The organism is Nocardioides sp. Z35_8 (assembly GCF_059621125.1).
Map to the genome: position 1 here is coordinate 1,538,751 of NZ_JCAQIE010000001.1, position 20,444 is coordinate 1,559,194.

The following is a 20,444-nucleotide window of genomic DNA, read 5'->3' on the forward strand; positions in this document are numbered from 1 at the left end:
TCCGGGCGGACGCCCACTCCTTCGGGTGATCGTTAGCGTGGCGAGCATGACGACCGCCGACCTGCCGCCCTGCGTCCTCGTCCTCTTCGGCGCCAGCGGCGACCTCGCGTCGCGCAAGCTGTTCCCGGGTCTCTACCGCCTCGCCGCGGCGGGCCGGCTGCCCCGGGACTTCGCCGTCATCGGCAGCGGGCGCCACGCGCCCGACTCGGACGACGACTTCCGCGACGAGGTGCTCGACGGGCTCCGCGACTCGGTCGACGACCTCGACGACGACCTCGCGCGCGACCTCCTCGACCGCTTCTCGTTTCGGGCCTCCGACGCCGACGACGGCGCCGACCTCGCCGCGCGGGTGCGCGAGGTGGAGGAGGGCCTCGGCGACGACGTGCTGCGCCTGGTGTACCTCTCGGTCCCGCCCGCGGCGATGCCCGGCATGGTCGCGATGCTGGGACGCGAGGGCCTGGCCGACGGCGCCCGGCTGGTGATCGAGAAGCCCTTCGGCCTGGACCTGGCGTCGTTCGAGGAGCTCGACCGCGACGTCCACGAGGTCTTCGAGGAGGACCAGGTCTTCCGCATCGACCACTTCCTCGGCAAGGAGGCCGTGCAGAACCTGCTCGCGCTGCGCTTCGCCAACGCCCTCTTCGAGCCGGCGTGGAGCCGCGAGAGCATCGCCTCGGTGCAGGTCGATGTGCCCGAGACGCTGGCGATGGAGGGTCGCGGGTCGTTCTACGAGTCCACCGGCGCGCTGCGCGACATGGTCTCCACGCACCTGTTCCAGATCCTCGGCGCGGTCGCCCTGGAGGACCCGGGGGAGTGGTCGGCCGCGGCCGTACGACGTGCGCGCGCCGCGGTGCTCGCCGACGTACGCCCGCTCGACCCGGCCCGGGTCGTGCTCGGGCAGTACGACGGCTACCGCGACGAGGACGACGTCGACGACGACTCCGACGTCGAGACCTTCGTCGCGCTGGAGGCGTGGGTCGACAACGACCGCTGGCGCGGCGTCCCGTTCCTCCTGCGCACCGGCAAGGCGATGGCCGAGACGCGCCGCACGGTGACGCTCCGCTTCCGGGAGCCGGACTCGACGGTGTTCGGCGACGGCCTGGCCCCCGACGAGCTCGTCCTCGAGCTCACCGACGAGGCGCAGATCCACGTCGACCTGCTCGGCAAGCGCCCCGGCCCGGAGATGGATCTCGCCCCGGCGGCCATGCGCCTCGACCTGGGGGAGGAGCTCCCGCACGACGAGCCGCTCGAGGCCTACGAGCGGCTGCTCCTCGACGTGCTCCACGGCGACCACACCCTCTTCGCGCACGCCGACGAGACGCGGCGGCTGTGGCAGGTGTGCCAGCCCGTGCTCGACGACCGGCCGGCGCCGCTGCCCTACGAGCAGGGCTCCTGGGGGCCGGACGCGGCGCTCGCCCTCCCCGAGCACGGCTGGCGCCTGGGCCGCGACGCCGATGGCGAGTGACGCCCGGGCCCCCGGCGGACCCGCCGCGCCCATCGCGGACCACGGTCTGATCGGCGACCTCCGCACCGCAGCCCTCGTCGCGACCGACGGCACGATCGACTGGTTCTGCCCTGGCCGGTTCGACGCGCCGAGCGTCTTCGCCTCGCTGCTCGACCCCGACGGCGGGTCGTGGCGGCTGGCACCCGACGACCCCGACGCGCGCAGCCAGCAGTACTACCACCCCGAGACCAACATCCTCGTCACCCGCTTCCTCACCGAGCGCGGGGTCGTGGAGGTCCAGGACTTCATGCCGGTGCTGCGCGCCCACGACCCCGACCACCGGCAGCGCCTGGTGCGCCGCGTGGTCGGGCTGCGGGGCTCGGTCGAGCTCACCATGGAGATGACGCCCCGTCCCGACTACGCGCGCACGGAGCCCGACCTGGATGTCGAGGACGGCGTCGTGCGCTTCGCCGACGGCGAGGTCGACCTGGCGCTGTCGAGCACCCTCGACCTCGACGTCGGAGCGAGCACCGCGTCGGCCCGGGTGACGCTCGCGACCGGCGAGTCCGCCCTGTTCGTGCTCGAGGTGCTGACGCCCGGCGAGCCCGCCCGCGGCTGTGCCCCGTCGGACGTGTCCGAGCTCTTCGACGCCACGGCGGCCTACTGGCGCGGCTGGCTCTCGCAGTCGACCTACACCGGGCGGTGGCGCGAGTGGGTGGACCGCTCGGCGCTCACCCTCAAGCTGCTGTGCCACGAGCCCACGGGCGGGATCATCGCCGCGCCGACGACCAGCCTCCCCGAGAGCATCGGCGGGTCGCGCAACTGGGACTACCGCTACGTGTGGGTGCGCGACGCCGCGTTCAGCGTCTACGCCCTGCTGCGCCTGGGCTTCACCGAGGAGGCGGGCGCGTTCGTGCGCTTCCTTTCCGAGCGGCTCGGCGAGGCCGCCGGCGACGGCGCCGACGAGGACCTGGGCCCGCTCCGGGTGGTGTACGACCTCGACGGCGCCCTGCCCCACGAGAGCGAGCTCGACCACCTCGCCGGCTACCGCGACTCCCGCCCGGTGCGCATCGGCAACGCTGCGGTCGACCAGCTCCAGCTCGACGTCTACGGCGAGCTGATCGACTCGGTCTACCTCTTCGACAAGCACGGCCGCGGGATCAGCCACGACGCCTGGGGCGACCTGCGCCGGATCGTCTCGTGGCTGATGGACAACTGGGAGCGTCCCGACGCGGGGATGTGGGAGATCCGCTCGGAGCCGCGCACCCACACGACCTCGCTCGTGATGAGCTGGGTGGCCGTCGAGCGGATGATGCGCGTGGCCCGGCGCCGCGGCCTGCCCGGCGACCTCACCCGCCTGGCCGCGACCCGCGACGAGATCTACGAGCGGGTGATGACCGAGTGCTGGAACGACGACATCGGCGCCTTCACCGCCGTCGCCGGCGGCGACGTGCTCGACGCGGGTGCGCTGCTGATGCCGATGGTGAAGATGCTGGCGCCGGACGACCCGCGCTTCCTCTCCACGCTAGCGGCGATCGAGGAGCGGCTGGTCTCCGACAGCCTGGTGCTGCGCTACGAGCCCGAGGCCTTCGGTGACGGCGTCCCGGGCACCGACGGCACCGTCGACGCGGAGGGCACGTTCTCGCTGTGCTCCTTCTGGTACGTCGAGGCGCTGACCCGCGCCGGTCGCCTCGCCGAGGCCCGCCTGGCGCTGGAGAAGATGTTCACCTATGCCAACCACCTCGGCCAGTACGCCGAGCAGGTCGCGCTCAACGGCGAGCAGCTCGGCAACTTCCCGCAGGGCTTCACCCACCTCAGCCTGATCAGCGCCGTGATCAACCTCGACCGCAGCCTCGACGGCTGAGCCACCGGCCGGTCATCCGCGGTCGCCGCGCACCGGAGTGCTGCTGCGGCCCTGCGCGCGACCGGCGAGCTCTGCGTCCAGCGTCTCCTGGGCGATCCGCATGCTCTCCGCGTACGCCGGCTCGCGCAGGCGCTGCCACATCACGTCCTCCGGCACGTCCTCGACCTGGCTGACCACCCACCAGATGTTGCCGAACGGGTCACGGATCCGGCCGCCGCGCTGACCGAACGCGCTGTCGGCGAGCTCGGTCACGACCACCGCGCCCGCCGCCACTGCGCGCTCGAACGTGGCGTCCGCGTCCGGCACGAAGACCCGGAGCAGGCTGGGCATCGGCGGCCACTCCGGCCGGCGGTCGAAGGCCAGGACGACCGTGTCCCCGACCCGCACCTCGCCGTGGCCGATGGACCCGTCCTCGACGGCCACGCGGGCGAGCTCCTCGCCCCCGAGGACCGTGGTGGTGAAGTCCAGGAACGCCCCGGTGTCCTCGGTGACCACCCACGGGGCCACCGCCGTGTAGCCGGCCGGCGTCGTCGCGTCGTGCTCCATCGTCCGCCCTCCTCCTCGCTCGTCTGGTGCGCTCGGCACCACGCTAGGCAGGAATCAGGTCGGGTGCGGTCCTGATGCGAGCGGGCTCAGGAGGTCCAGGCGCGCCAGAGGGCGGCGTACTCCCCGTCGAGCTCGATGAGCTCGTCGTGGCTGCCGAGCTCGACGATGCGACCCTCGAGGACCACTGCGATGCGGTCGGCGTCGTGGGCGGTGTGCAGGCGGTGCGCGATCGCCACGACCGTGCGGCCCTCGAGGAGGCTGTTCATCGAGCCCTCGAGGGTGCGCGCGGTGCGCGGGTCGATCAGCGAGGTCGCCTCGTCGAGCACGAGCGTGTGCGGGTCGGCGATGATCAGCCGCGCCAGGGCGACCTGCTGCGCCTGGGCCGGGGTGAGCGCGAAGCGCCCCGAGCCGATCATCGTGTCGAGCCCGTCGGGCAGGCGCTCGACCCACGACAGGCCACCGACGGCGGCCAGCGCCCGGCGCACGGCGTCGTCGGAGGAGTCCTCGCGCGCCAGCACGACGTTGTCGCGCACGGAGCCGATGAAGACGTGGTGCTCCTGGGTGACGAGCGCGACCTCGGTGCGCAGCACCTCGAGCGGCAGGTCGACCAGGTCCACCCCACCCACCCGGGCCGAGCCGGTGCGCGGGCGGTTGATCCCCGACAGCAGCCGCCCGAGAGTCGATTTGCCGGAGCCGCTCGGGCCGACGACCGCCAGCCGCTCTCCGGTGCGCAGGTGCAGGTCGACGCCGTGGAGCACGTCGTGGCCCTCGCGGTAGGCGAAGCGGAGGTCCGACCCGACGAGCTCGGCGCCCTCGGGCAGCTTGTCGCCGGGCTCGCGGTCGGGCGGCACCTCGGCGATGCCGAGCAGCCGGCTCGTCGACGCCGCGCCCACCTGGAGGCGGTCGACCTCGCCGATGACCGCGTCGAGCGGCTCGGCCAGCGCGACGACGTAGAGCAGCGCGGCGGTGATCTGCCCGAGGTCGACCCATCCGCGGCTGTAGCCGTAGGCGCCGACGACCAGCGTGACGACCTGCGGCACCTGGAACGCCGCGTTGAGGGCCGCGAACAGCACGTTGCGCAGCGTCATGCCGTAGCGCTCGGCCTGCCCCGACACCGCGATGTCGTCGGAGCCCGCCGCCACGCGAGCCCGCGAGAGCCCCAGTGCCTCGACGGTCCGCGACCCCTCGACGGTCTCGGTGAGCGTGGTGTTGATGCGCGAGTAGGTGGCGCCCTCGGTGATGTAGGCCTTGGGCGCGCGGCGCAGGTAGGTGCGCACGGCGGGGGCGCAGAGCGCGAAGACCACGAGCGCGGGCACCGCCAGCAGCAGCGAGTTGAGCAACATCGCCACGATCGAGAGCACGACCGTCATCAGCGAGATCAGCAGGCGCGGCACGCCCCACTGCACCGAGCGGGCCATCGTGCCGACGTCGCGGGTGACCCGGGTGACGAGGTCGCCGGTGCTGGCTCCCTCGACGCGGCCCACGGGCAGGCGCAGGATCGTGCGGACGACGTGCTCGCGGGCCGAGGCGAGCAGGTCCTGGCCGAAGTAGGTCGACGTGCGCTGCGCGCCGAAGGTGAGCAGCGCCTGGAGGACGACCACACCGACGACCGCCAGGGCGATGGTGTCGAGGCCGCCGGCGCCCACGCCCTGGGTGTCCACCCGGTTGACGAGCGAGCCGAGCAGGCGCGGCACCACGAGGGCGGAGCCCGCGGCCAGGGCGTTGAGCACGACCAGCAGCACGAAGGTGCGCTTGCGGCTGCGCACCAGGTCGACGAGGAACGCCAGCACCGCGCGGTTGCCCGACACCGGCCAGCCGCGCACCGGGTTGCGCGAGGCGTCGTAGACGTCCTCGGCGCGCTGGCGCCGCAGCTCGTGGCGCTGCCACAGGGCGCGGTTGCGCTCGCGCAGGCCGGCGTGCTCGGGCGGCAGCAGCTCGTCGGGGATCGCGGGCGGGTCGGCGGCCCGGTCGCGCCAGGTCTCGGCCGAGGTGGCGAGCAGGTCGGTGCTCATCGGACCGGCTCCTCCTCGTCCATCTGGGGGTCCAGCTGGTGGTCCATCTGGTCGTCCAGCTCGTCGTCCATCTCTCGCGCGACCACGCGCCGGTAGCCGTCGTGGCCGGCCAGCAGGTCGGCGTGGGTGCCCTCGGCGACGACGGTGCCGTCGTGCAGGAGCACGACGCGGTCGGCGTGGTGCAGCCACAGCGGCGAGACCGTGGTGACCACCGTCGTACGGCCGCGCCGGGTCTCCGCGACGCGCTCGGCGATGCGCGCCTCGGTGTGGGCGTCGACGGCGGAGGTCGGCTCCACCAGCACCAGGATCGGCGCGTCCGTGGCCAGCGCGCGCGCCAGCACCACCCGCTGGCGCTGCCCGCCGGACAGGCCGCGGCCGCGCTCGTCGAGCTGGCCCTGCCAGCCCTCGGGGAGCGCGTCGTAGACGTCCTCGGCGTTGGCGACGCGCAGCGCGTGCTCGGCCTGCTCACGGGTGAGCCGGCCGTGGGGGTCGACGGCGTCCTGGAGGGTCCCGGCGAAGAGCTGGCTGGTGGTGTCGCTGACCAGCACCTGGCGGCGTACGTCGTCGAGCGTGGCCCGCGAGAGGTCGACGCCGCCGAGGGTGACGCCCCACTCGCGGGTCGCCCGCTCCTCGTCGCGCGCCGCGATGCGGGCCCGCTCGGCTGCCCGCTCGGCCCGCGAGCGACGCGCGGCGCGGCCCTTGGTGCCCTCCTCCTCCACGGCCGGGACGGGCTCGGTGTCGGCGGGCAGGTAGCGGCCGAGGCGGTCGGCGAGGGCAGCGCTCTGCTCGGGCACCGCGCTCACGACGACGGTCAGCACGCCCGGCTCCACCGTCAGCCCGCTCGCGGTGTCGTGGAGCGCGGCGGTGCCGTCGAGCGCGACCGGCTTGGACGGCTCGCGCCACGGCGGGCGCTGGTCGAAGATCGCGGTGGCCTTGCGGGCGCTGACCAGGGAGCGCACGCCCTTCTGGGCGAACTCGAAGAAGGTGCGGATCGGCCCGACCATGAAGAGGCCGTAGCCGAGGAAGGTGATCAGCTCGCCCACGCTCAGCTCGCCGGCCCGGACCTGCCGGGTGCCGAGCCACACCAGGGCGACCAGGAAGATGCCGGAGAGCAGCACGCCGACCGCCTCGACCACGGCCTGCCAGATGCCGGCGGCCACGCCGGCCTGCCGGGCCGACTGGGACTGGCGGTCGTAGTTGGCCCCGAACGTCTGCTCCCCGCCGATGCCGCGGAGGATCCGCAGGCCGGCCACGATGTCGGTGGCCAGCGAGGTCAGGTCGGAGGTGCGCGAGCGCTCGAGCTGCTGGCGGCGGTGGAGTGGTCGCAGCAGGGGGAGGGCGGCGCCGACGAGGAGCGGTGCCGCGACCAGGGTGAGCAGGCCGAGCTGCCACGACATCGTGAGCACGATGAACGCGACGGTGAGGTAGGACGCGACCTGGCCCAGGGTGCGCGCCACGATCTCGGTCAGCGCGCCGAACTCGTCGGAGTCGCTCGACGCGACGCTCAGCACCTCGCCGGTCGGTGCCCGCCGGGGCAGCACGTGCCCCATCTGGGCCACCTTGCGGGTGACCATCTCGAGGGTCCCGTAGAGCGCGACGAGCCAGCTGCGCACGACCAGCGTGTGGGACACGATGCCGAACACGCCGCCCACGACGACGACGGCGAGCAGGAGGCCCGCCCAGCCGAGGAGCGCCGACTCCGAGCCGCCGACGATGCCCTGGTCGACCGCGCGACCGAAGATCCACGGCCCGAGCGTCATCGGGAGGAACCACAGCGCGTAGCAGAGCGCCGAGAGCGCGATCAGCGCCTTCTGCTGCCCCAGGACCCATCGCAGGAACGCCAGCGGCGACCGGGTGTCGGGGTCCGGCGTGGGTGCGTCGTCGGAGCCGGTGTAGAACGTCGCGATCCGGGGTGGGTAGTCCTGCATGTCGTGTCTGACACTAGGCGCCGGGAGTGCCCGGCGACGAACCCTTAAACCGTGACGGTGCCCACGCGGACCGGCCCCGTGCGCCGCTCGCGTCCCGAGGCGGGCCGAGTCCGAAGACCACCTGCGCCGGGTCCACCCCTACGGGTACCGTGGCGCACGATGACCGATGTCGAGGTGCTGGCACCGCGTGAGGTCCCGCTGGGAGGTCCCCGGGCCATGCGCGTACGTCGCACGCTGCCGCAGCGCCAGCGCTCGCTGATCGGCGCCTGGTGCTTCGTCGACCACTACGGCCCCGACGACGTCGACGAGACCGGCGGGATGGTGCTCCCCGCCCACCCGCACACCGGCCTGCAGACGGCGAGTTGGCTCTTCGGCGGCGAGCTCGAGCACCGCGACTCCGTCGGCAGCCTGGCCACCGTTCGACCCGGCGAGCTCAACCTGATGACCGCCGGCCGCGGGATCAGCCACACGGAGGTCTCGACCCCCGGCACGACCATGCTCCACGGCGCCCAGCTCTGGATCGCCCTGCCCGACGGCAGCCGCCACGTCGAGCCCCGCTTCGAGCACTTCGCTCCCGTGCCCGTCCGCGGGCCCGGCTGGGAGGCCCGGGTGTTCATCGGCTCGCTCCTCGGCGCGAGCTCGCCCGTCGAGGTGCACACCCCGCTCCTCGGCGCCGAGATCATGCTCGCCCCGGGCAGGTCCTTCGAGGTCGAGGTCGACCCCACCTTCGAGCACGGCGTGCTGCTCGACGTGGGCTCGGTCGACGTCGACGGCCAGGAGCTCGCGCCGAGCGACCTCGGGCACGTCCCCGCGGGGCGCTCCACCATCACCCTCACCGCGGCCGAGGAGGCGCGCGTGCTCCTCCTCGGCGGCCCGCCCTTCGGGGAGTCGATCGTCATGTGGTGGAACTTCATCGGCCGCAGCCACGACGAGGTCGCCGGCTACCGCCAGGCGTGGCAGGACCAGGTCGTCGTCGGGGACGGCGTGGTGGCCGACGGTCGCGACGTGGCCCCGGGCCGGTTCGGCGTGGTCGACCTCGACCTGCAGCCCATCCCCGCGCCGCCGCTGCCCAACGTCCGGCTCAAGCAACGCGGCTGAGCCCGGCTGGGCCCGGTTGTCCCCGGCGTGCGCGAGGATGCCCGCATGGAGAGCGGAGTCGGTCCCGTGGTCGGCGCCGACGGGGTGGCGCGCTGCCCCTGGGGTGCCGGCGACCCGGTCAACCGCGACTACCACGACACCGAGTGGGGCCTGCGCGTCGACGGCGAGGCCGCGCACCTCGAGCGGCTCACCCTCGAGGCGTTCCAGTCGGGGCTGTCGTGGCGCACCATCCTCGACAAGCGCGAGCGCTTCCGCGCCGCGTTCGCCGGCTTCGACGCCGACACCGTCGCGGCCTTCGACGAGCGCGACGTCGAGCGGCTGATGGCCGACGCCGGCATCGTGCGCAACCGCCGCAAGGTCGAAGCGGCCGTCACCAACGCCCGCGCCACCGTCGCCCTGCGCGAGCACGGCGGGCTGGAGGCGTTCATCTGGTCCTTCCGGCCCGAGCCCGGCCCGGCGCCCCGCACCACCGCCGACGTCCCCACCACCTCGCCCGAGTCGGTCGCGCTGTCGGCGGCGCTGAAGAAGGCCGGCTTCGCCTTCGTCGGGCCGACGACGATGTACGCCCTGATGGAGGCGATCGGGCTCGTCGACGACCACCTCGCCGGGTGCCACCGGCGGGGGTGCGCCGGCTGACCTGGCACCGGAGAGCCTGTCGCCGGCACGACGCGCTGGCTAGTCTCACGCGCATGACAGCAGCCGGGCGCGTCCACGCGTTCACCCCCGACGACGCCCTCGCCGACCTCGACGCGACCGGCCTGGTCGAGGCGCTGCGCTCCGGCTCGGTCTCGGTGCCCGAGGTGGTCGAGGCCGCCATCGCCCGCACCGAGCGGGTCGACGCCGCGCTCGGTGCCGTGGCGTACGCCGCCTACGACCGGGCTCGCGAGGAGGCGCGCCACCCCCGCGGCGGCTGGTTCGCCGGGGTGCCCACCTTCGTCAAGGACAACGCCGACGTGGCCGGGATGCCGACCCAGCACGGGTCCGACGCGTTCACCGCCGAGCCGCAGGCCGCCGACGGCGACTTCGCCCGGATGTACCTCGCGACCGGGCTGATCCCGCTCGGCAAGACCCAGCTCTCGGAGTTCGGCTTCTCCGGGGCCGCCGACCACGTGCGGCTCGGCCCGGTGCGCTCGCCGTGGAGCACCGACCACTACGCAGGCGCCTCGTCCGCCGGCTCCGCCGCCCTCGTCGCGGCCGGGGCGGTGCCGATCGCCCACGCCAACGACGGGGGCGGGTCGATCCGGATCCCGGCCGCGGTCAACGGGCTGGTCGGCCTCAAGCCCACCCGCGGCCGCCTGGCCCAGGACCGGATGATGCGCGAGATGCCGGTGCAGATCGTCTCCGACGGCGTGCTCACCCGCAGCGTCCGCGACACCGCGGCGTTCTACCGCGAGGCCGAGAAGATCTGGCGCAACCCGCTCCTGCCGCCCGTGGGCGACGTCACCCGCCCCAGCCGCGCCCGGCTGCGGGTCGCGGTCGTCACCGAGGGCATCGGCCGTTCGTGCAGCCCCGAGGTGCGCGAGCTGACCCTCCGCACGGCCGCCCTGCTCGAGCAGCTGGGTCACCACGTCGAGGAGGTCGACAACCCGGTGCCGGCGAGCTTCCCCGACCACTTCGTGCGCTTCTGGGCGATGCTGGCGCTGGTCATCGCCCGACGGGGCAAGAAGGACTTCGGGCCCACCTGGGACCCGTCCCGGCTCGACAACCTCACCCTCGGCCTGGCCCGCCACGCCGCTCGCAACCTGCACAAGCAGCCGTTCTCGATCGCGGTGCTGCGCGGCTCGCAGCGCGTCGCCGCCCGGCACCGGGCGTCGTACGACATCACCCTGACGCCGACCCTGGCGACCGAGACGCCCCGGGTCGGTCACCTGCGACCCGACCAGGACTACGACGAGATCATGGCCCGCCTGATGGACTGGGTGGCCTTCACGCCGCTGCAGAACGCCACCGGCGAGCCGGCCGTCTCCCTCCCGCTCGCCACGACCGCCGCCGGGCTCCCCCAGGGGATGATGCTGGGCGCCGGAGCCGGGCGCGAGGCACGCCTGCTCGGGCTGGCCCTCGAGCTCGAGGAGGCCGTCGGATGGCCGCGGATCCACGCCGCCTGAACGGGGTCCGGACTGGCCCGGGAAGGCTCCGCGGGAGCCGATTTCTCATCGTGGCGGGGCGTGTGTATCGTTCTCCGTCGTTGCCCCTTTAGCTCAGTCGGCAGAGCGTCTCCATGGTAAGGAGAAGGTCTACGGTTCGATTCCGTAAAGGGGCTCTGGGTCGGATCTCCTCCGGGAGCCCGGCCTCCGCGGCGGGGTAGCTCAGGTGGTTAGAGCACACGGCTCATAATCGTGGTGTCGCGGGTTCGAGTCCCGCCCCCGCTACCACCAGTGTCCAGCAGCTCCGCACCGCACCACCCGCAACCCAAGGATCTCCCATGGCCAGCAAGTCTTCTGACGTTCGCCCCAAGATCACGCTCGCGTGCACCGAGTGCAAGGAGCGCAACTACATCACGAAGAAGAACCGTCGCAACGACCCCGACCGCATCGAGCTGAAGAAGTTCTGCCCGCGCTGCCGGCAGCACACCGCTCACCGCGAGACCCGCTGAGGCCGTTCGCCGACGACCGTCCTTCGTCGCACCCCGACCCGTCCGAGCACTCGGACGGGTCGCTGTGCGTCCGGGCCCGGTCGCCGCGCCGGCAGGGTGTCCTAGGCTCGGGCCATGCCTGTCGACCCCTCGCTGGTGGGGCGCGAGTTCCCCGCGCCGGCGCCCCTGACCGTGACCTCCGAGAGGGTCGGCGCGTTCGCCGCCGCAGTCGGCCACCCGGGCGGGGCCGGTGAGCAGGTGCCGCCCACGTTCCCGATCGTGCTCGCCTTCGACGCCATGCAGGCCTTCCTCGACGCCGAGCGCATCGACCTGCACCGCATCGTCCACGGCGAGCAGCGCTTCGCCTACGTACGCCCCCTCGCGGTCGGCGACGAGCTCAGCGCGACGCTGAGGGTGACCGGGCTGCGCCAGATCGGCGGCGCCGACATCATCGCCACCGCCAGCGAGATCACCGACGCCACCGGCGCGGTCGTGTGCACCGGCAAGGCCACCCTCGTCCACTCCGCCGGCGCGGAGGCGGCGCAGTGACCGCCCGGCTGGAGGCCGGCGCCTCCCTCGAGCCCCGGACCTACACGATCACCCGGGCCGACCTCGTCGCCTACGCCGACGCCAGCGGCGACCACAACCCGATCCACCAGGACGAGGCGGTCGCGCGCAGCGTCGGCCTGCCCGGCGTGATCGCCCACGGGATGTACACCCTGGCCCTCGTCGGGCGGGCGGTCGCGGAGTGGACCGACGGCGCCGAGGTCGTCGACCTCGGCGCGAAGTTCACCAGCCCGGTCGTCCTCCCCGCTGAGGGCGGGGCCGAGGTCGTGGTGGGCGGCACCGTGAAGTCGGTGGCCGACGGCCTCGTCACCCTCGCGCTCGAGGTGACCTGCGAGGGCACCAAGGTGCTCGGCATGCCCAAGGCCGTGGTGCGCGGGGCCGGCGCCGGTGACTGACCTGCGCGACCACACCACCCTGCGGCTGGGCGGCCCCGCCCGGGAGTGGGTGCGTGCCGCCACCGAGGCCGAGCTCGTCGCGGCCGTGGCCGACGCCGACGCCGCCGGCACCCCGGTGCTGCTGCTGGCGGGCGGGTCCAACCTCGTCGTGGCCGACGCCGGCTTCGACGGGCGGGTCGTGCAGGTCGCCACGACCGGGGTCACGGCCGACACCGACACCTGCGACGTCGACGCGCTCGCCCAGTGCGGCGGCGTCGTGCTCACCGTGGCGGCCGGTGAGGACTGGGACGCGCTCGTGGGCCATGCCGTCGCGCAGGGGTGGGCGGGTGTCGAGGCCCTCTCCGGGATCCCCGGCGCGGTCGGCTCCACGCCGATCCAGAACGTCGGCGCCTACGGCCAGGACGTCTCCCAGACCATCTCCCGGGTCCGCACCTGGGACCGCGTCGACCGCACCCAGCGCACCTTCGCCGCCGCCGACTGCGGCTTCGGCTACCGCCACAGCCGGTTCAAGGCCGAGCCGGGGCGCTACGTCGTCCTCGAGGTGACCTTCCAGCTGCGCCAGGGCGAGCTGTCCGAGCCGATCGGCTACGCCGAGCTCGCCCGCACCCTCGGCGTCCAGCAGGGGGAGCGGGCCGCCCTGGCGGCCGTGCGCGACGCCGTGCTGGCGCTGCGCGGCGGCAAGGGGATGGTGCTCGACCCGGCCGACCACGACACCTGGAGCGCGGGGTCGTTCTTCACCAACCCGGTCCTGGCCCCCGAGCAGGCCGCCGCCCTGCCGGCCGACGCCCCCCGGTGGGAGCAGCCCGATGGGACCGTCAAGTCGAGCGCCGCGTGGCTGATCGAGCACGCCGGCTTCACCAAGGGCTACACCAGCGCGGCGGCGGGGGAGCGCGTACGACTGTCGACCAAGCACACCCTCGCCCTCACCAACCGCGGCGGCGCCACGACCGAGGAGCTGCTCACCCTGGCCCGCGAGGTGCGCGACGGGGTGCGCGAGCGGTTCGGCATCACCCTGGTCAACGAACCCGTGACGGTCGGCTGCTCCCTCTGACCCGCACCCGGGGCCGCGGGTCTCCTCACGCCAGCCAGGCCGCGATGTCGCGGCGCGCGGCGGCCACCACGTCGGACGGCGCCCGCGAGGCCTCGAACGACATCTCCGCCAGCCGCGCCAGCGTCGCGTCGTCGAGCTCGTGCGCGGCCCGCATGGTGGCGTACTGCCCGGCGAGCCGGGAGCCGAACAGGAGCGGGTCGTCGGCACCGAGGGCGACCGTCGCGCCCGCCGCCAGCAGCTGGGGCAGGGGCACCGACGTCAGGTCGGAGTAGACCCCCAGCGACACGTTGGAGACCGGGCACACCTCCAGCGCCACCCCCGACTCGACCACCCGGTCGAGCAGCGCCGGGTCCTCGACGGTGCGCACGCCGTGGCCGAGCCGCTGGGCGCCCAGGCTGTCGAGGCACGTACGCACGTGGGCCGGCCCGCGCAGCTCGCCGCCGTGCGGAACGAGCAGGAGCCCGGCGCGCTCGGCGATGCGGAAGGCGCCCTCGAACTCCTCGGTGCGCCCGCGGCGCTCGTCGTTGGACAGCCCGAAGCCGACCACGCCCCGCCCGGCGTACTGCGCGGCCAGCCGGGCCAGGGTGCGGGCGTCGAGCGGGTGCCGGGTGCGGTTGGCGGCGATGACCACGGCCATGCCCAGCCCGGTGCGCTCGGCGGCGTCGCGCACGCAGTCGAGGACGAGCTCGGTGAACGCGGTGATGCCACCGAACCGCGCGGCGTAGCCGCTGGGGTCGACCTGGATCTCCAGCCAGCGGCCCCCGTCGCGCACGTCGTCCTCGGCGGCCTCGCGCACCAGGCGGCGCACGTCGTCGGGCGTGCGCAGCACCGAGCGCGCCACGTCGTAGAGGCGCTGGAACCGGAACCAGCCCTTCTCGTCCGCCGCGCTCAGCTGCGGTGGCCAGTCCTCCACCAGCGAGTCGGGGAGCACGATCTGGTCCCGCTCGGCGAGCTCGAGCAGCGTGGCGTGCCGCATCGAGCCGGTGAAGTGGAGGTGCAGGTGGGCCTTGGGCAGCTGCGAGACGTCGCGCCGGGTCTCCCTACGCCCCGCCCCCGCAGCACCCGCCATCCCAGCATCGTAGGCGGACCCGGTGCCCGCTCCGCGCCCGGTGCGGCGCCTCGGTTCGACTGGGACTGGGCCCGCCCCGTATGCTTCCGGACTGGTGGTTTCGCCACATGCTTCGGCATGCCCCCAGCGATGGGGACGAGACCACCGGAGGGCACTAGCTCAACTGGCAGAGCATCGGTCTCCAAAACCGAAGGTTGGGGGTTCAAGTCCCTCGTGCCCTGCGAGGAACACTGCACAGCAACAACGAGAAGGTGGAGAACGTGGCCGACGGCAACGCGGTTCAGGACCGGCGCGACTCGCGCGGCGACGACCGTGGGCGCACCAGCCCCGTCACGTTCCTGCGCCAGGTGGTGGCCGAGCTCCGCAAGGTGGTCTGGCCCACCCAGCAGCAGCTCGTCACCTACTTCTTCGTGGTGCTGGTCTTCGTCATCGTGGTGATGGCGCTCGTGACCGTCCTCGACCTGGCTTTCGGAAAGCTGGTCTTCGAGGTCTTCACGGGCAACAGCGCCCAGTGACGAGGTGGGCAGTGACCACCGCTCGCAATCCCGCCGGGTGATCCCGGCCCCCGGTCCCGACCGGGGCCAGCAACGACCTACGGAGTGAGACGTGTCTGAGAACAATGACGTGGACCAGGTCGACGACCAGGTCGAGTCCGTCGACGAGGCGACCCCGGAGGACGCCGTCACGGACTCCGTCGCGGACACCGAGACCGGCGAGGTGAGCGACCAGGTGAGCGACCAGGTGAACGACGAGGTGAACGACGACGTGGCCGCCGAGGCCGCCGCCGAGGCGACCGACGCCGACGAGACCGACGAGACCGAGGCGGAGCCCGCCGAGGAGTCCGCCGAGGAGTCCGCCGAGGAGTCCGCCGAGGAGTCCGCCGACGACCCGCTCGAGGCGTTCCGCCGTGAGCTGTGGGCCAAGCCCGGCGACTGGTTCGTGGTGCACACCTACTCCGGCATGGAGAAGCGGGTCAAGCACAACCTCGAGAACCGCATCATCTCCCTCAACATGGAGGACTACATCCACGAGATCGTGGTCCCCACCGAGGAGGTCGCGGAGATCAAGAACGGCCAGCGCAAGATGGTCACCCGCACCGTGCTCCCCGGCTACGTCCTGGTCCGCATGGACCTCACCGACGAGTCCTGGTCGGCCGTGCGTCACACGCCGTCGGTCACCGGCTTCGTGGGCCACAGCCACCAGCCCGTGCCGCTGAGCATGAGCGAGGTCGAGGACATGCTCGCGCCGGCCGTCGTGGCCGTCGCCGAGGCCGAGGCCGCCGCGGCGGGCGAGAAGGGCGCGTCCACCACCCCGCGCAAGCCGGTCGAGGTGGCCGACTTCGACGTCTCCGACTCCGTGATGGTCGTCGACGGTCCGTTCGCCACGCTCCACGCGACGATCACCGAGATCAACGCCGAGTCGCAGCGCGTGAAGGCGCTCGTCGAGATCTTCGGCCGCGAGACCCCGGTCGAGCTCTCGTTCTCGCAGATCCAGAAGGTCTGACGATTTCGTCGGTCCGCCGTGCGGGCCCGACACTGAAGTAGCGACAACCCGTGGCAGGGGGCATCGGCCCTCGTCAGGACCACAAGAGAGAAAGAAGAAGGCAATGCCTCCCAAGAAGAAGATCGCCGCACTGGTCAAGGTGCAGCTGCAGGCCGGCTCGGCCACCCCGGCTCCGCCGGTCGGTACGGCGCTCGGCCCGCACGGCGTCAACATCATGGACTTCTGCAAGGCCTACAACGCCCAGACCGAGTCCATGCGCGGCAACGTGATCCCCGTCGAGATCACCATCTACGAGGACCGCTCGTTCGACTTCATCACCAAGACCCCGCCGGCCGCCGAGCTCATCAAGAAGGCCGCCGGCCTCTCGAAGGGCTCCGGCGTCCCGCACAAGGACAAGGTCGGCAAGCTCACCAAGGACCAGGTCCGCGAGATCGCCGCGACCAAGCTGCCCGACCTCAACGCCAACGACATCGACGCGGCCATGAAGATCGTCGAGGGCACCGCGCGCTCGATGGGCGTCACGACCGACTGATCGAGGTCGCGGGCAGCACTCCAGCTCCGACCGTGGGAGAGCCGCGCTGGCTCGCCTAAACCACATCCTTCGCACCACAGAAACGAGAAGACCATGCAGCGCAGCAAGACCTACCGCGCGGCCGCAGAGACGTTCGACAAGGACGAGCTCTACGCGCCGCTGGCCGCCATCAAGATCGCCAAGGGCGGCTCCAAGAAGAAGTTCGACGAGACGATTGACGTCGTCATGCGCCTGGGCGTCGACCCGCGCAAGGCCGACCAGATGGTCCGCGGCACCGTCAACCTCCCGCACGGCACCGGCAAGACCGCCCGCGTCCTCGTGTTCGCCAACGCCGACAAGGCCGAGGCCGCCCGTGAGGCCGGCGCCGAGTTCGTCGGTGGCGACGAGCTGATCGAGAAGGTCGCCGGCGGCTGGCTCGACTTCGACGCCGTGGTCGCCACCCCCGACATGATGGGCAAGGTCGGCCGCCTCGGTCGCGTGCTCGGCCCCCGCTCGCTCATGCCCAACCCGAAGACCGGCACGGTGACCCCCGACGTCGCCAAGGCCGTCACGGACATCAAGGGCGGCAAGATCGAGTTCCGCGTCGACCGCCACTCCAACCTGCACTTCATCATCGGCAAGGCCTCCTTCTCCGAGGTCGCGCTCGCGGAGAACTACGCCGCCGCGCTCGAGGAGGTGCTGCGTCTCAAGCCGGCCAGCTCCAAGGGCCGCTACATCAAGAAGATCACCGTCTCCACCACGATGGGTCCCGGCATCCAGGTCGACCCCAACCGCGTCAAGAACGTCGCGTCCGAGGACGAGGCCGCCCAGGCCTGACCCCGGTCCGACAGCCCGGCCCGGTCACCCCTCACGGGGTGACCGGGCCGTGCTGCGTCTTCGGCCGTGTCTTCGGCCGTGTCTCGGTGCTGGGGCGGGATGTTCGTTTGCCCGTGCGACCCTTGGGTAGAAGCCCCACGGCACCCGCCACCGGATCATCGTCCAACCCCGTCCCAGGAGACACACATGCGCGTCACGCCCCTTGCCCGCCGACTCGGCTCCGCCGCCCTGGTCCTGACCCTGGGGACCGGGCTCGCCGCGTGCAGCGACGACGCGGGCTCCTCCGACTCCCCGAGCTCGGCGACCGACGAGAGCACCGACGAGAGCACGGATGAGAGCACCGACGAGAGCACGGACGAGGGTGCCGGCGAGGCGTCCCTCACCGAGCTGTCGGCCGAGGAGTTCTACCCGTCGGTGATGGAGGCGATGCGCGAGGCCGAGACGTTCACCTTCGAGACCACCTCGGGGACCGCCGGCCAGACGCAGACCATGGCCGGCGAGGCCCGCTTCGGCGACGACGGCATGGAGATGAAGGCGTCGAGCACGGGCGCGCAGGCGATGGAGATGATCCTCATCGGCAAGGCGATGTACATGAAGTCGAAGGATCTCGGCACCGGCGACAAGTGGCTCAAGATCGACCTGAGCGACCCCAACTCGCTGTTCGGCATGCTCGGCAAGGCCACCGACCCCGAGGTGATGTTCAAGTCGATGGAGGCGCCGAAGAAGCTGGAGCTCATCGGCACCGAGGACGTCGACGGCGTCGAGGCCAACCACTACCGCATCACCCTCGACCCCACCCAGTACCTCGAGGCGATGGAGTTCCCGCCCGCGATGGCCGACATGCTCCCCGACGAGCTGGTGACCGAGATGTGGGTCGACGCCGACAACCTGCCGCGCAAGTTCAACCAGACGATCGAGATCCCGGCCGTCGGTGGCGGCAAGCCGACGACCTCGACCAGCGAGGGCACCTACGCCGACTTCGGCACCGACGTGGAGATCGAGGAGCCCCCGTCGAGCGAGGTCACCGAGCAGCCCGGAGTGTGAGTCCGGCGACGGGCGGGTCCGCCCGGGATCAGTCCCGGAAGACCCGCTCGTCGATCAGCTGCTCCTTGACCTCGGTGCCCTCGGGCTCGTAGCGGCCCTGGTCGAAGCGGGTGCGGAACTGCAGCACGGCCCCGTCGCGGCCGAACCGGTTCTTCTCCACCGTCAGCACGGCGTACTCGCGGAACCGATCGGCGTTGCCGAGGTCGTAGGTCAGGTGGTGGCGCGCGACGATGTCGAACTTGTTGTTGAGCACCAGCACGACGTCCGCCTCGTAGGCCAGGGCGCTCGACCCGCGCAGGTCGTTGGCGCGCATCCGCCTGCCGGAGCGCAGCGCGTTCTTCTCGGCCGCCGAGATGGCCAGCACCGGGGCGGAGATGTCGATGGCGAGGTCCTTGAGGCCCTCGACCACCTCGGTCGTGCTGTTCTCCTCGTCGGCGTGGCCGGACAGCACCTTCTGCAGGTAGTCCACGACGACGAGCGGGGTGGTGCCCGACAGCTCGCGCACCGCCTCGATGGCGGCCTGGATCGCGTCGAGGTCGGTGCGGGTGCCGGTGGAGCGGTGCACGAAGAGCAGCTCGGAGTAGTGCGCCACCCGCGCCAGCGCCTCGACGCCCGACGGCACCGACTCGAGGCGGTGCTCGAGCGAGCTCACCCACAGGTCGTCGAAGATCGAGCGAATGCTGTTGACCCGCACCTGGTCGGAGTCGTCGAGCTCGCCCGCCTCCATCGCGAGGAGCTTCTGCGTCAGGTCCTCGGCGTCGTGCTCGAAGGAGAAGTAGAGGACCGGTCGGCCGCTCGCGGCGGTGTTGCGGGCGATCTGGAGGGCGAAGGTGGACTTGCCGAGACCCTGCGGGCCGGCGAGCAGCACCAGTGAGCCGGCGCGCATCCCGCCGCCGATCAGGGGGTCGAGACCGCCGAAGCCGGTCTTCCAGAGGCGGCCGGCCGCGTTGCGCCCGGTGAGCATGCGTTCGTCGCTCCGGGCCAGTGAGGCCCCGACGGTCATGAGCTGGTGGTCCACGCGGCAATGGAAGCAGTGTTGGCGCCCCCTCGTGGGAGGATTGGGCGCTTTGGCTCCGGCTGCCCGCCGATTTGTCGCCCCCGTGCCCGGCGCGTACTGTGGCACTCGAAACCAGAGACCGCAGGTTGTCATGGGCTCCTCGCCCACGACTGAAGGTCCGCAGCAGCGGGCGGCCGGCGCAGGTGACAGAGCAGCGGCAGTCATGCCGCCCACGCCCTGAGCCTGTGCTCAGGGCGTTCGTCGTCTGTGGGACCGACGCCGGTGGTCAACCCCGGAAGGAGACCCATGGCGCGGCCAGAAAAGACTGCCGCCGTCGCAGAGATCGTTGAGTCCTTCAACGACTCCGCCGGCGCTGTGCTGACCGAGTACCGCGGGCTCACCGTGAAGCAGCTGCAGGACCTGCGGCGAGCCCTCGGCGAGAACGCCAACTACGCCGTGGTCAAGAACACGCTGGCCAAGATCGCCGCCACCGAGGTGGGCATCGACGGCTTCGACGACCTGCTGACCGGCCCCACCGCCATCGCCTTCATCAATGGAGACGTGGTCGAGGCCGCCAAGGGTCTGCGTGACTTTGCCAAGGCAAACCCCGCCCTCGTCATCAAGGGCGGAGTCCTCGACGGCAAGCCCCTCGACGCCTCCGAGATCGCCAAGCTGGCCGACCTCGAGTCGCGTGAGGTGCTGATGGGCAAGCTGGCGGGCGCGATGCTCGCCTCGCTGTCCCAGGCCGTCTACCTGCTCAACGCGCCGATCGCCCAGGCCGCCCGTCTCGCGGGTGCGCTGCAGGCCAAGGCCGAGCAGGACCCCTCGATCCTCGCAGGTGGTGCCGGCACGCCGGCTGCTCCCGCTGCCGAGGACGCTCCGGCCCAGGAGGCCCCCTCGTCCGAGGGTGCCGCCGACGCCGAGGCGAGCGACGAGTCGGCCGACGCGGCCGCCGAGTCCACCGACGCCTGACCAGGCCGACGTACACCACCTGAAACCCCGGAACGGC

At 72.5% G+C, this 20,444-nt stretch carries 20 protein-coding genes and 3 tRNA genes; 18 read left to right on the forward strand and 5 right to left on the reverse strand.

Annotation, left to right across the window (positions count from 1 at the left end; all coding sequences use genetic code 11):
* Positions 1-46 precede the first annotated feature (46 nt).
* Together zwf and AC54T2_RS07415 are read left to right on the forward strand one after the other, a co-directional pair.
* Positions 47-1,462, forward strand: a complete 1,416-nt coding sequence (gene zwf, locus AC54T2_RS07410; protein WP_186340200.1) for a glucose-6-phosphate dehydrogenase — start codon at positions 47-49, stop codon at positions 1,460-1,462.
* Positions 1,452-3,305 (forward strand): glycoside hydrolase family 15 protein, encoded by a 1,854-nt coding sequence (locus tag AC54T2_RS07415; RefSeq protein WP_496665877.1) that lies wholly within the window; start codon positions 1,452-1,454, stop codon positions 3,303-3,305. The genes zwf and AC54T2_RS07415 overlap by 11 nt, the downstream gene beginning before the upstream one ends.
* A 12-nt stretch (positions 3,306-3,317) precedes the next feature.
* Here the strand turns inward: AC54T2_RS07415 and AC54T2_RS07420 are convergent, their stop codons facing one another.
* From AC54T2_RS07420 to AC54T2_RS07430, 3 genes are all read right to left on the reverse strand, one after another.
* A complete protein-coding gene (locus AC54T2_RS07420; protein WP_496665878.1) occupies positions 3,318-3,851 on the reverse strand; it encodes a VOC family protein in 534 nt (177 codons plus the stop codon).
* 86 nt (positions 3,852-3,937) lie between these two features.
* Entirely contained in the window at positions 3,938-5,863 is a 1,926-nt protein-coding gene (locus AC54T2_RS07425; protein ID WP_496665879.1) for an ABC transporter ATP-binding protein, read from the reverse strand.
* Positions 5,860-7,791 (reverse strand): ABC transporter ATP-binding protein, encoded by a 1,932-nt coding sequence (locus tag AC54T2_RS07430; RefSeq protein WP_496665880.1) that lies wholly within the window; start codon positions 7,789-7,791, stop codon positions 5,860-5,862. Before AC54T2_RS07430 ends, AC54T2_RS07425 begins: the two co-directional genes overlap by 4 nt.
* Before the next feature lie 159 nt (positions 7,792-7,950).
* On the opposite strand from AC54T2_RS07430, the gene AC54T2_RS07435 reads away from it, so the two are divergent.
* The 9 genes from AC54T2_RS07435 to AC54T2_RS07475 all read left to right on the forward strand — a co-directional run bounded on the left by AC54T2_RS07435 (position 7,951) and on the right by AC54T2_RS07475 (position 13,474).
* The gene (locus AC54T2_RS07435) at positions 7,951-8,889 is read left to right on the forward strand and encodes a pirin family protein (RefSeq protein ID WP_186340205.1); all 939 of its coding nucleotides are present in this window, start codon (positions 7,951-7,953) and stop codon (positions 8,887-8,889) included.
* A 45-nt stretch (positions 8,890-8,934) separates the two neighbouring features.
* Positions 8,935-9,525, forward strand: coding sequence for a DNA-3-methyladenine glycosylase I (locus AC54T2_RS07440; RefSeq protein WP_186340206.1), 591 nt, complete (start codon positions 8,935-8,937; stop codon positions 9,523-9,525).
* A gap of 53 nt (positions 9,526-9,578) precedes the next feature.
* Positions 9,579-10,994 (forward strand): amidase, encoded by a 1,416-nt coding sequence (locus AC54T2_RS07445; protein ID WP_496665881.1) that lies wholly within the window; start codon positions 9,579-9,581, stop codon positions 10,992-10,994.
* A gap of 82 nt (positions 10,995-11,076) precedes the next feature.
* A tRNA-Thr gene (locus AC54T2_RS07450) sits at positions 11,077-11,149 on the forward strand.
* A 35-nt stretch (positions 11,150-11,184) separates the two neighbouring features.
* Positions 11,185-11,261: transfer RNA gene (locus AC54T2_RS07455), tRNA-Met, on the forward strand.
* A 50-nt stretch (positions 11,262-11,311) separates the two neighbouring features.
* Complete coding sequence (gene rpmG / locus AC54T2_RS07460; RefSeq protein ID WP_186340208.1) at positions 11,312-11,482, forward strand: 50S ribosomal protein L33; 171 nt, start codon at positions 11,312-11,314, stop codon at positions 11,480-11,482.
* Positions 11,483-11,596: 114 nt separating this feature from the next.
* Positions 11,597-12,010 carry an FAS1-like dehydratase domain-containing protein gene (locus AC54T2_RS07465; protein WP_186340209.1) on the forward strand — a complete coding sequence of 138 codons (414 nt, stop codon included), beginning with the start codon at positions 11,597-11,599 and terminating at the stop codon, positions 12,008-12,010.
* Complete coding sequence (locus AC54T2_RS07470; RefSeq protein ID WP_496665882.1) at positions 12,007-12,423, forward strand: MaoC/PaaZ C-terminal domain-containing protein; 417 nt, start codon at positions 12,007-12,009, stop codon at positions 12,421-12,423. The genes AC54T2_RS07465 and AC54T2_RS07470 overlap by 4 nt, the downstream gene beginning before the upstream one ends.
* Entirely contained in the window at positions 12,416-13,474 is a 1,059-nt protein-coding gene (locus tag AC54T2_RS07475; RefSeq protein ID WP_489975733.1) for a UDP-N-acetylmuramate dehydrogenase, read from the forward strand. Before AC54T2_RS07470 ends, AC54T2_RS07475 begins: the two co-directional genes overlap by 8 nt.
* 25 nt (positions 13,475-13,499) lie before the next feature.
* Here AC54T2_RS07475 and AC54T2_RS07480 read toward each other — a convergent pair whose 3' ends face one another.
* Positions 13,500-14,543: an adenosine deaminase gene (locus AC54T2_RS07480; RefSeq protein ID WP_489975734.1), complete on the reverse strand. Its 1,044-nt coding sequence runs from the start codon at positions 14,541-14,543 to the stop codon at positions 13,500-13,502.
* A gap of 148 nt (positions 14,544-14,691) precedes the next feature.
* Here AC54T2_RS07480 and AC54T2_RS07485 point away from each other — a divergent pair.
* From AC54T2_RS07485 to AC54T2_RS07510, 6 genes are all read left to right on the forward strand, one after another.
* Positions 14,692-14,764: transfer RNA gene (locus AC54T2_RS07485), tRNA-Trp, on the forward strand.
* Between the two features lie 39 nt (positions 14,765-14,803).
* On the forward strand, positions 14,804-15,058 hold the full coding sequence (gene secE, locus AC54T2_RS07490; RefSeq protein ID WP_186340212.1) for a preprotein translocase subunit SecE: 255 nt from the start codon (positions 14,804-14,806) through the stop codon (positions 15,056-15,058).
* A gap of 91 nt (positions 15,059-15,149) precedes the next feature.
* Positions 15,150-16,046 (forward strand): transcription termination/antitermination protein NusG, encoded by an 897-nt coding sequence (nusG, locus tag AC54T2_RS07495; protein ID WP_496665883.1) that lies wholly within the window; start codon positions 15,150-15,152, stop codon positions 16,044-16,046.
* A 103-nt stretch (positions 16,047-16,149) separates the two neighbouring features.
* Positions 16,150-16,578, forward strand: coding sequence for a 50S ribosomal protein L11 (rplK, locus tag AC54T2_RS07500; RefSeq protein WP_186340213.1), 429 nt, complete (start codon positions 16,150-16,152; stop codon positions 16,576-16,578).
* Positions 16,579-16,671: 93 nt separating this feature from the next.
* Positions 16,672-17,394 carry a 50S ribosomal protein L1 gene (gene rplA / locus AC54T2_RS07505; protein ID WP_186340214.1) on the forward strand — a complete coding sequence of 241 codons (723 nt, stop codon included), beginning with the start codon at positions 16,672-16,674 and terminating at the stop codon, positions 17,392-17,394.
* Positions 17,395-17,580: 186 nt separating this feature from the next.
* Positions 17,581-18,438, forward strand: a complete 858-nt coding sequence (locus tag AC54T2_RS07510) for an SCO4651 family lipoprotein (protein ID WP_186340215.1) — start codon at positions 17,581-17,583, stop codon at positions 18,436-18,438.
* A gap of 28 nt (positions 18,439-18,466) precedes the next feature.
* Here the strand turns inward: AC54T2_RS07510 and AC54T2_RS07515 are convergent, their stop codons facing one another.
* Positions 18,467-19,456, reverse strand: coding sequence for a DnaB-like helicase C-terminal domain-containing protein (locus AC54T2_RS07515; protein WP_186340216.1), 990 nt, complete (start codon positions 19,454-19,456; stop codon positions 18,467-18,469).
* Between the two features lie 285 nt (positions 19,457-19,741).
* Here AC54T2_RS07515 and rplJ point away from each other — a divergent pair, with 285 nt between their 5' ends.
* Complete coding sequence (gene rplJ / locus AC54T2_RS07520) at positions 19,742-20,407, forward strand: 50S ribosomal protein L10 (protein ID WP_186340217.1); 666 nt, start codon at positions 19,742-19,744, stop codon at positions 20,405-20,407.
* Positions 20,408-20,444: the final 37 nt, after the last annotated feature.

Bases quoted from the DNA above. Each gene is read 5' to 3' on its own strand.
- AC54T2_RS07445 (WP_496665881.1), top strand. From the start codon at position 9,579: ATGACAGCAGCCGGGCGCGTCCACGCGTTCACCCCCGACGACGCCCTC.
- AC54T2_RS07415 (WP_496665877.1), top strand. From the start codon at position 1,452: ATGGCGAGTGACGCCCGGGCCCCCGGCGGACCCGCCGCGCCCATCGCG.
- AC54T2_RS07465 (WP_186340209.1), top strand. From the start codon at position 11,597: ATGCCTGTCGACCCCTCGCTGGTGGGGCGCGAGTTCCCCGCGCCGGCG.
- AC54T2_RS07510 (WP_186340215.1), top strand. From the start codon at position 17,581: ATGCGCGTCACGCCCCTTGCCCGCCGACTCGGCTCCGCCGCCCTGGTC.
- rplK (WP_186340213.1), top strand. From the start codon at position 16,150: ATGCCTCCCAAGAAGAAGATCGCCGCACTGGTCAAGGTGCAGCTGCAG.
- AC54T2_RS07480 (WP_489975734.1), bottom strand. From the start codon at position 14,543: ATGGCGGGTGCTGCGGGGGCGGGGCGTAGGGAGACCCGGCGCGACGTC.
- AC54T2_RS07430 (WP_496665880.1), bottom strand. From the start codon at position 7,791: ATGCAGGACTACCCACCCCGGATCGCGACGTTCTACACCGGCTCCGAC.
- AC54T2_RS07425 (WP_496665879.1), bottom strand. From the start codon at position 5,863: ATGAGCACCGACCTGCTCGCCACCTCGGCCGAGACCTGGCGCGACCGG.
- AC54T2_RS07435 (WP_186340205.1), top strand. From the start codon at position 7,951: ATGACCGATGTCGAGGTGCTGGCACCGCGTGAGGTCCCGCTGGGAGGT.
- AC54T2_RS07440 (WP_186340206.1), top strand. From the start codon at position 8,935: ATGGAGAGCGGAGTCGGTCCCGTGGTCGGCGCCGACGGGGTGGCGCGC.
- rplJ (WP_186340217.1), top strand. From the start codon at position 19,742: ATGGCGCGGCCAGAAAAGACTGCCGCCGTCGCAGAGATCGTTGAGTCC.
- AC54T2_RS07420 (WP_496665878.1), bottom strand. From the start codon at position 3,851: ATGGAGCACGACGCGACGACGCCGGCCGGCTACACGGCGGTGGCCCCG.
- zwf (WP_186340200.1), top strand. From the start codon at position 47: ATGACGACCGCCGACCTGCCGCCCTGCGTCCTCGTCCTCTTCGGCGCC.
- rplA (WP_186340214.1), top strand. From the start codon at position 16,672: ATGCAGCGCAGCAAGACCTACCGCGCGGCCGCAGAGACGTTCGACAAG.
- rpmG (WP_186340208.1), top strand. From the start codon at position 11,312: ATGGCCAGCAAGTCTTCTGACGTTCGCCCCAAGATCACGCTCGCGTGC.